This window comes from Acidocella sp. (genome assembly GCF_052326845.1).
Taxonomy (GTDB): Bacteria; Pseudomonadota; Alphaproteobacteria; order Acetobacterales; family Acetobacteraceae; genus Acidocella.
In genome coordinates this window covers 1-8,486 of sequence record NZ_JBKQJR010000030.1, presented here as the reverse complement: position 1 = coordinate 8,486, position 8,486 = coordinate 1, and the positions used below count along the sequence as shown (strand labels likewise).

Below are 8,486 nucleotides of genomic sequence, written 5' to 3'. Positions count from 1 at the left end.
GATGAATGGCTGCCGATGTCGGACAATCCGCAGCAGCAGCTCGCGGTGCAGACCAACGTGGCCGTGGACGGCGCCGACCTGCAGAACGCCCAGGCCAGCACCGACCCGCAAAGCGGCCAATGGGTGGTGAATTTCACCCTCAACGCCGTCGGCGCGCGCGAATTCGCCGACACCACCACCGCCAATGTCGGCAAACTCTTTGCCATCGTGCTCGACGGCAAAATCATCGAGGCCCCGGTCATCCGCGAGCCGATCACCGGCGGTTCCGGCCAGATCTCCGGCAATTTCACCCCCCAATCCGCCACCGACCTCGCGCTGCTGCTGCGCGCCGGCGCCCTGCCCGCGCCGCTGAATATCGTGGAGGAACAGAGCGTCGGCCCGGAACTGGGCGCGGACGCCATCCGTGCCGGCGCGCTGGCGCTGGGGGCGGGCTTCGTCCTGGTGCTCGTCTTCATGGCCACGTTCTACGGGCTGTTCGGCTGGTTCGCGAATGTCGCGCTGGTGATGAACCTGTTCCTGATGCTCGCCATCCTCTCGGTGATGGGCGCCACGCTCACCCTGCCCGGCATGGCCGGCATCCTGCTCACCCTCGGCATGGCGGTGGACGCCAACGTGCTCATCAACGAGCGCGTGCGCGAGGAGGTGAAGAACGGCCGCAAGCCGCTCGCGGCGCTGGAAGCCGGGTACAAGCGCGCCTACGGCACCATCATCGACAGTAACGTGACCACGCTGCTCGCCCACGTCACGCTGTTCATCTTCGGCTCGCCCCCGGTGCGCGGCTTCGCCGTCACCATCTGCGCTGGCATCGTCACCACCATGTTCACCGCCACGGTGCTGGTGCGGCTCATTACCTCCCGCTGGTACGTGTCCCGCCGCCCGGCCACCCTTCCCGTCTGAGGAGCAACGATGTTCTACCGGCCCATGTTCCGCTTTGTCCCGGACGGAACAAAAATCCGCTTCATGAACGGGCGCTTCGCGGGGTTGCTCACCTCCGCGGTGCTGTCCACGGCCTCCATCTTCCTGTTCTTCTATCCGGGGCTGAACCTGGGGCTGGATTTCCGCGGCGGCGTGGTGCTGCAGGTGCAGACGCAGCAGGCGGCGGACTTCCCTGCCCTGCGCGCGGCCCTGGCCAATGCCGGGCTCAAGGATGCCTCGCTCCAGGCCTTCGGCCAGGGCGGCAATGGCGTGCTCATCAGCCTGGAAAGCCGCGATAACGCCGCCGCCACCCAGACCTCCATCCAGGAGGCGGAGAGCGCCCTGGCCAAGGCCGCGCCGGGCTCGAAAATCCTCTCCACCCAGGCGATTGGCGCCTCGGTCTCGCAGCAGCTCTTTGCGCAAGGCCTGGAGGCGCTGGGCCTGAGCTTCGTGATGATCCTGGCTTACATTTGGTTCCGGTTCGAATGGCAGTTCGCCGTCGGCGCCGTGGCCACGCTGGTGCTGGATACCACCAAGACCATCGGCTTCATGGTCCTCACCCGGATCCCGTTCGATCTGGTGACCATCGCCGCCATCCTCACCATTATCGGCTACTCCACCAACGACAAGGTGGTGGTGTATGACCGCGTGCGCGAAAACCTGCGCAAATATAAGTCAATGCCCCTGCGCGAGTTGATCGAGCTCTCGATCAACGAGACGCTGAACCGCACCCTCGGCACCTCCGGCACCGTGTTCCTGGCGGCACTTCCGCTGGCCCTGTTCGGCGGGCATGCGCTCTCGGGCTTTGCCTGGATCATGCTGTTCGGCATCGTTGTCGGCACCTCCTCCTCCATCTTCATCGCCGCACCCATCCTGCTGTTCCTGGGCGAGCACCGCCTGCGCCGCAGCGCTGCCCCGGTGAAAGTTACCGCCAAATAAATATTTAGATTTTAGTAAGGGTTTTTGTCGCATTCAACGCGGATAGCTGCTACATCCGCGTTGAAAATGCATATTTTTACGAAAATTTAGACGGTGTCGTACGACCTGCCAGATCCGGCATTACTGGCATCGGTGCGCATTTCCTATCAGCCCATCGTCCGGCTGGCCGATGGCAGCCTCGACCATGTCGAAGTCCTGGCCCGCACAGCCGCCGATGACGGCACGATCCGCGGGCCGGAGGACATTCTCAACGCCATGACCAGCGGCGCACACGCAATCCGCCTGACCGAGACGATCATCGAGCGCACGCTGGATGAATACGAGAGGTTCGGCTTCGCCGCGCACGGCCTGCCGCTGGCCTTCAACCTGAGGCTGGACGCGATGCTGCACCCGGGCCTCACCAGGCTGGTGGATAGCTTGCGCGCACGCTGCGGGCTCGCGCCTGACCTCCTGCGCTTCGAGCTCACAGAGGACCAGCCGGTACACAACCTCGCCGCCGCCCACGCCGTCATCACCGATCTGCGCGATGCCGGCTACGGCCTGGCGCTGGACGACATCACCCCGGACATGCCCTACCTCGCCGCGCTGCTGGACATGCCGGTCCGCGCCATCAAGCTCGACCGCAGCGTGGTCACATCGCTCCAGCCCGCGGCACAGAGTTTCGTTCGCAGCATGGCGGCACAGGCCAGCGCCCGGCAGCAGGACATCGTCGCCGAAGGCATAGAAACTCCGGCCCAGCAAGAGACCATGCGGGCCAGCCAGGTAACGCACGGCCAGGGCTATCTGTTCTCCCGGCCGCTTACCGCCAGCACCTTACGCGCGTATCTGAACGCTCATTAAGCGGCTTTGCGCAGGCCGAAGCGCCGCATCGAGTCGGTATAGAAGTGCGACAGATCCCCGCCGCTTTCCGTCTTCACCCCATTTAGCGGGCGCATCAGCGCCACTGTGTCCGGGTGCGGCACGGTGTCGGGTTCGTGTTCCTCGACAATGCCTTCCGCCTTCAGCTTGAGGATATGCGCCAGCACGTTGCGCTGCGCGGCACCTTTCAGGAACAGATCAGATTTGTGGTAGAGCTTGGCCGCCAGCGCTGCCACGGTCCAGTCCTGCTGCTGCAGCTCGGCTACAATGGTGCGCTCACGATACTGCCGGTGCGCCAGCATGTCCGCCACCAGGATTCGCGGCTCGGTGAGCAGCGGTCCATGGCCGCCTAGGTAGATGTCGTCATCACGCGACAGCAGCTTCTCCAGCGAGCGGTAATAAGCCAGCATGTCGCCATCCGGCGGGCTGACGATGGAGGACGACCAGGACATCACATGGTCGCCGCTGAACAGGATCTTCTGCCCGTTCTCGGCATAATACTCGAAGCAGAGATGGTCCGCCGCATGGCCCGGCGTGTGCAGCGCGGTCAACCCGGCCACATGGGCACCGTCATCGAGCGGAAAATCCGGCTTGATCCGGGGGTGGATGCAGTCGCGGAAGCCGTAAACCGGCGCCCCGGTCGCTGCGGACAAGCCCGGAACCGCCCCGCAATGGTCACCATGGGTGTGGGTTAGCACCAGCCGGTGGATCGGCTTCCCCCCGGCGGCGGCCAGCACGTCCTGCACATGCTTGTCGCTGTTGGGGCCGGGGTCGATCACCGTCACCCCGTCCGCCTCGTCGATCAGATAGGTGTTGGTGCCATGATAGGTCATCACGCCGGGGTTCTCCGCGACCACACGGCGGATGCCCGGCAACACGCTCAACGCAACGCCGCGGGGCGGCTCAGATTCTTGGAGAAACGCCATGGCCGCATCATGCATGCGGACCATGGCTTAGGCAATCATTCAGAGGCTGTTTGCAGAAGTCGCTCTGGTGAACTGGATAGCCGCGTTTTTCGAGCACCGGAGCGGAGCGTACTTAAGGTACGTGAGCATCGAAGCGCAGAAAAACGCGTTAGACAACCGCCAGAGTAGACTTATGAAACAGCCTCTCAGCCAAACGCGTATAGCAGCCAAAGCACGGCGAACACCACGGCCACGCAGACCACGCCCAGAACCGCGACGGTCACGTTATGGCTGGCAGGTTCGCGGCTCACCACATGGTGCGGCGGGTCGTGCTTCTCGCGCGTGTGAAGGGTTGGAAAATCTTTCACGGTCATTGTTTTATGTCCCGAACTTAGAAGCCTTCCCGGCCTGCCTTACCGGGGCGCCTGGATTGTTTCCTAGCCGAATTATGCTCCCGAAGCCTCTTGAAATGCAACAAAAACCGTAACCTCACCTTGTTGCCCAACCGCATCCCGGGTAGGCTTGGCGAAGCAACCGATGCGAAAAATGCCGACGGCCTCCGTATTCTTGCGCTTGTTTGTCATGGCATTCGTTTGCCTGACACTTCCCTCGCTCGCATACGGGCAACCCGGCTTGCAAGGTTTGTGGACACTTGAACTGTTAGGCTCGGTTGGCCCCTATCCGGTTGGCGTCAACATAACCGAGCGCGACGGCAAGCAGTTTTTCGCCGGGCATTATTTCTACGCGAGCCAGTGCAAGAATATATTGCTCATCGGGAAAGTGGACGGCGAAGCCGTGACGCTGACCGAGCCTGATGGTGGGGTGATGCATTTGCATTTTGTTACCAACAGCACCACGCCGGCAGGAACAGTGCTTGATTTCTACACTTTCACCGGCCTGCAGGGCACATGGACAAAAGGGCAGGTGACCCTGCCAGTCCGCCTCGGGTTTGGCGCCATCTATCCAGGTTTTTATATCGGCCCTTGGTACCGTTATGTCACCGATGAGCCGGATGCCGTATTCGAGGCACGGGTACGCCGCTTCCTGAATGGCGTGCAGACCGGCAACAAGGCCGAGGCAGCCAGCGCCATCACGTTCCCGCTGCATGTGTGGAACAAGACAATCGCCACGCCCGAACAATTTTACGCGCAGTGGGACAGCATCTTCACCCCCGCCTATCTCGCCGCATTGCGCCAGGCCGTGCCGCATGAAATGTTTGTGCATGAGGGGATGGCCATGTTGATCAATGGCGAAGCTTGGTTCGGTCCGCACGGCGAAACCGTTCTCCAGCCGCCGTAGCGCCGCGCTTGCGCCCTCCGCCCCACCCCCCTACCCTGGCCGCATGAGCCAGGACCCCGATTCCGCACTGCGCGTCTCGCTCAACCGCCACAGGCTATTCGCCAGCGCCCTGCTGGTGCTCATGGCGGCCCTTGCCTTGCTCGGATACTATCTCCCGCCCTCGCCCTGGACCTCCCTGCTGCGCGACGCGGCGAAGGCCGGGTTCATCGGCGGCGTGGCGGACTGGTTCGCGGTCACGGCGCTATTCCGCCACCCGCTGGGCCTGCCGATTCCGCACACGGCCATCCTCCCGGCGCAGAAGGAGCGCCTGGGCAACGCGCTGGGCCGATTCGTCGCCAACCATGTTTTTACCGAGGCGGACATCCGCAAGGTGCTGGGCAACATCGATTTCCCGGCAATCCTGCGCCGCTTCCTCGCCGACCGCACAACCACCCGCCCGCTGGCCGAGGCGCTGGCTGGCATGCTGCCCAAGCTATTGGCCAGTATCGAGGATGGCCGCGCCCGGCGCCTTCTGGCCCGGCTGCTGCCCAAGCTGGCCGGCGGGCGTGCGGCGGGCATTGTGGTGGCGAGAGCCCTGTCCGGGCTCGTGGAAGGCGGCCGACACCAGGAAGTGTTTTCTTTTATTCTCAATCAATTGAAGGACATTCTTGCCAAAAGAGAAGATGTACTCCGCGAAGCGATCAAGGAGCGCGTACGCGAGCAGGGCGGCAAGCTTGTCGGCTGGGCGCTAGGGGCCAGCGTGGCCAACCGGGTGCTGAGCGCGGTGAACACGGAGCTGGACCGCATCAACCCGGACAGTTCCGACATACGCGACGCCTTCGACGAATGGGTGCACCAAGAGATCAACCGCATGGAGACGGACCCTGAGCGCGCCGCCGAGCTGGGCCGGGCGCTACGCGGCGTGCTGGCGCATGACACGGTACAAGCCTGGGCCTGGGATGTCTGGGCCCGCATGCGCCGCGCCCTGGAGCTGGACGCCGCAAACCCGCACGGGCGCTCCGTGGCGGTGATCGAAGCCGCCTTGGCGAACCTGAGCGACGTGCTGGAGAAGGACCCGGCGGCGCAAGCGCGTGTGAATGCCGCGTTCCAGGCCCTGGTGCTGCGGCTCCTGCCCGGTGCGCAGGCCGAGGGGGCAAAGTTCATCGGCAATGTGGTCGGCACCTGGGATGCCGCCACCATCACCGAAAAGCTGGAACTGCGCGTCGGCAAGGACCTGCAGTACATCCGCGTCAACGGCACGCTGGTCGGCTTCCTCCTTGGCGCCGCCATCAACCTCGTGCTGGCCGCGTTACATTTGGGGTGAATACATTATGAAGACCTGCCAGGTCCCGGTTTTACTTGGATCGTGAGGCTTCATGGTCTATCTGGGGCGGCATGAAATACCTCTCCACCGCTGCATTGCTTGCTATGCTGCCCACGCTTGCCTTCGCCGACGCCCCCACCCCGCTCGGGGCCAATGGCGGCAAGTTCGGCGACTGGACGGCCGCCACCTTTGGCACCGGCGCGGCAAAGATCTGCTACGCCTTCACCACACCGCAGATCTCCAAGCCGAACTGGAAATCCCGCGGCAAGGTGATGCTGACGGTCACCGAGCGCAACGGCGTGCGCGATGAGGTGACGCTGACCGCCGGCTACACCTACCCGAAAGGGGCCAGCGTGACGCTGAGCGTCGGCAAGGCCTCGTTCGATTTCTACACCAGCGGCACCAACGCCTTCACCAGCAGCGGCACAGCCGCGGTGGCAGCGCTCAAAGGCGCGGATTCCGCCACCACCAAGGGGGTAGGGCCGCACGGCCACCCGGTGGCCGACCAGTTTTCTCTCTCCGGCTTCTCCGCCGCGTATAAGGCTATCTCTGCCGCATGTCCGTAACCGATCTCACCGCCGCCGAGCGCGAGCGGATTCTCGCCAAGGCCGCGCATTTCTCGCCGCCCGATTACGTGCTGCCCGATGGCCGGCGCGATCTCGTCGGCCTGTCGCGCGAGGAACTCATCGCCGAGATGGAAGCCTTCGGCGAGAAGCCCTTCCGCGCCAAGCAGCTCTGGCACTGGATCTATCACCAGGGCGTGCGCGACTTCTCGGCCATGAGCAGCATCGCCCGGCCGTTGCAGGAGAAGCTGGCGGAGCGGTTCATCGTCGGACGGCCCGAGGTGGCGACCGACCAGCTCTCGAAGGATGAGACGCGCAAATTCCTGTTCCGCTTCCGCGACCACGAGGCTGTGGAGACCGTGTACATCCCCGACCGGCAGGAGGATCGCGGCGCCGTGTGTCTTTCCTCCCAGGTGGGCTGCACCCTCTCCTGCCGCTTCTGCCACACCGGCACGCAGCGCCTGGCGCGTAACCTCTCGGCGGCGGAAATCGTCGGCCAGTTCATGGCCGCACGGGACGCTTATAGCGAATGGCCAAGCCCCAAGGGCGAGACGCCGCGTTTGCTCTCCACCATCGTGCTGATGGGCATGGGCGAGCCGCTGTATAATTACGAGAACGTGGCGAAAGCCATGAAGATCGTCATGGATGGCGAGGGCATCGGCCTGTCGCGCCGCCGCATCACCCTCTCCACCTCCGGCGTGGTGCCGATGATGGACCGTGCCGGCGAGGAGCTGGGCGTGAACCTCGCCGTGTCGCTGCACGCCGTCACCGACGAGCTGCGTGACGAGCTGGTGCCGCTGAACCGCAAATACCCCATCAAGGAGGTCATCGAGGCCTGCCGCCGCTATCCCGGCGCCTCGAACGCGCGGCGCATCACCTTCGAGTACATCATGCTGCGCGGTATCAACGATTCGGAAGCCGATGCGCGGGCGCTGGTGAAGCTGATCGCGGGCCTGCCGGCGAAGGTGAACCTGATCCCCTTCAACCCCTGGCCGGGCAGCGCCTACCAGCCCAGCACGCCGGAGCAGTTGAAGAAATTCGCCGCCATCGTGATGAACGCAGGCTACGCCGCGCCCATCCGCACCCCGCGCGGACGGGACATTCTGGCCGCCTGCGGGCAGTTGAAGAGCGCGATGGAGAAGGTGGCTTGAACCAATGAACGACAACGCCGGATCATATGCCTCTCTGCGCAGTGCCCCCCGCCAGAGACTGGCCGACATCGTGCCGTTGCCCGCCCCCTTTACCATCTACCTTGAGTTAACCAACATTTGTAACTTCAAGTGCAGCTTCTGCCCTATGCATTTTGAGGATTACAGCGAAATTGCAGGGGGCAGTTTTACTCTGGGCGATGCCGAAATTGAGAAAATCTTTACTGACATTAAGCAGCTTGGCCGTCTTAAAACCCTGAACCTCTATATGATGGGCGAGCCCTTCGTGAACCGTAAACTCACGGACTATATCGCCCTAGCTAAGCGGATGGATATCGCCGAACGCATCATCGTCACCACCAACGGCACGCTAATTACTCCAGCCGTTGCCGAAAAAATTGTTGCCTCTGGTCTCGATTACATTCGTTTCTCCATTTATGGCACAACGCAAGACGAACTGGCTGTGACAGCGGGCACAAAGGTCCCTCTCGAGCGGATCGTCAGCAACATCAGAACGCTTAAATCCATCCGCGACTCTCATGGCAGTCAAACGCCG

At 63.3% G+C, this 8,486-nt stretch carries 10 protein-coding genes; 8 read left to right on the top strand and 2 right to left on the bottom strand.

From position 1 onward, the window contains the following. The 3 genes from secD to ACLPJJ_RS02205 all read left to right on the top strand — a co-directional run. The coding region (gene secD / locus ACLPJJ_RS02215) for a protein translocase subunit SecD (RefSeq protein WP_443589130.1) at nt 1–897 on the top strand (897 nt) is incomplete at its 5' end. Nucleotides 898–906: 9 nt separating this feature from the next. Continuing rightward, nucleotides 907–1,854 (top strand): protein translocase subunit SecF, encoded by a 948-nt coding sequence (secF, locus tag ACLPJJ_RS02210; RefSeq protein WP_443589128.1) that lies wholly within the window; start codon nt 907–909, stop codon nt 1,852–1,854. Nucleotides 1,855–1,947: 93 nt separating this feature from the next. Beyond that, complete coding sequence (locus tag ACLPJJ_RS02205; RefSeq protein ID WP_443589126.1) at nt 1,948–2,694, top strand: EAL domain-containing protein; 747 nt, start codon at nt 1,948–1,950, stop codon at nt 2,692–2,694. Here ACLPJJ_RS02205 and ACLPJJ_RS02200 read toward each other — a convergent pair. Together ACLPJJ_RS02200 and ACLPJJ_RS02195 are read right to left on the bottom strand one after the other, a co-directional pair. After that, complete coding sequence (locus ACLPJJ_RS02200; RefSeq protein ID WP_443589125.1) at nt 2,691–3,638, bottom strand: MBL fold metallo-hydrolase; 948 nt, start codon at nt 3,636–3,638, stop codon at nt 2,691–2,693. The genes ACLPJJ_RS02205 and ACLPJJ_RS02200 overlap by 4 nt on opposite strands. A gap of 185 nt (nt 3,639–3,823) precedes the next feature. After that, a complete protein-coding gene (locus tag ACLPJJ_RS02195) occupies nt 3,824–3,991 on the bottom strand; it encodes a hypothetical protein (protein ID WP_443589123.1) in 168 nt (55 codons plus the stop codon). Nucleotides 3,992–4,163: 172 nt separating this feature from the next. Here ACLPJJ_RS02195 and ACLPJJ_RS02190 point away from each other — a divergent pair, with 172 nt between their 5' ends. From ACLPJJ_RS02190 to ACLPJJ_RS02170, 5 genes are all read left to right on the top strand, one after another. Further along, nucleotides 4,164–4,916, top strand: a complete 753-nt coding sequence (locus ACLPJJ_RS02190) for a hypothetical protein (protein WP_443589122.1) — start codon at nt 4,164–4,166, stop codon at nt 4,914–4,916. A gap of 43 nt (nt 4,917–4,959) precedes the next feature. After that, nucleotides 4,960–6,219 carry a DUF445 domain-containing protein gene (locus ACLPJJ_RS02185; RefSeq protein ID WP_443589121.1) on the top strand — a complete coding sequence of 420 codons (1,260 nt, stop codon included), beginning with the start codon at nt 4,960–4,962 and terminating at the stop codon, nt 6,217–6,219. A 71-nt stretch (nt 6,220–6,290) separates the two neighbouring features. Beyond that, nucleotides 6,291–6,785: an invasion associated locus B family protein gene (locus ACLPJJ_RS02180; RefSeq protein ID WP_443589120.1), complete on the top strand. Its 495-nt coding sequence runs from the start codon at nt 6,291–6,293 to the stop codon at nt 6,783–6,785. Beyond that, on the top strand, nt 6,776–7,933 hold the full coding sequence (gene rlmN, locus ACLPJJ_RS02175; protein WP_443589119.1) for a 23S rRNA (adenine(2503)-C(2))-methyltransferase RlmN: 1,158 nt from the start codon (nt 6,776–6,778) through the stop codon (nt 7,931–7,933). The genes ACLPJJ_RS02180 and rlmN overlap by 10 nt, the downstream gene beginning before the upstream one ends. 4 nt (nt 7,934–7,937) lie before the next feature. After that, the coding region (locus tag ACLPJJ_RS02170; protein WP_443589118.1) for a radical SAM protein at nt 7,938–8,486 on the top strand (549 nt) is incomplete at its 3' end.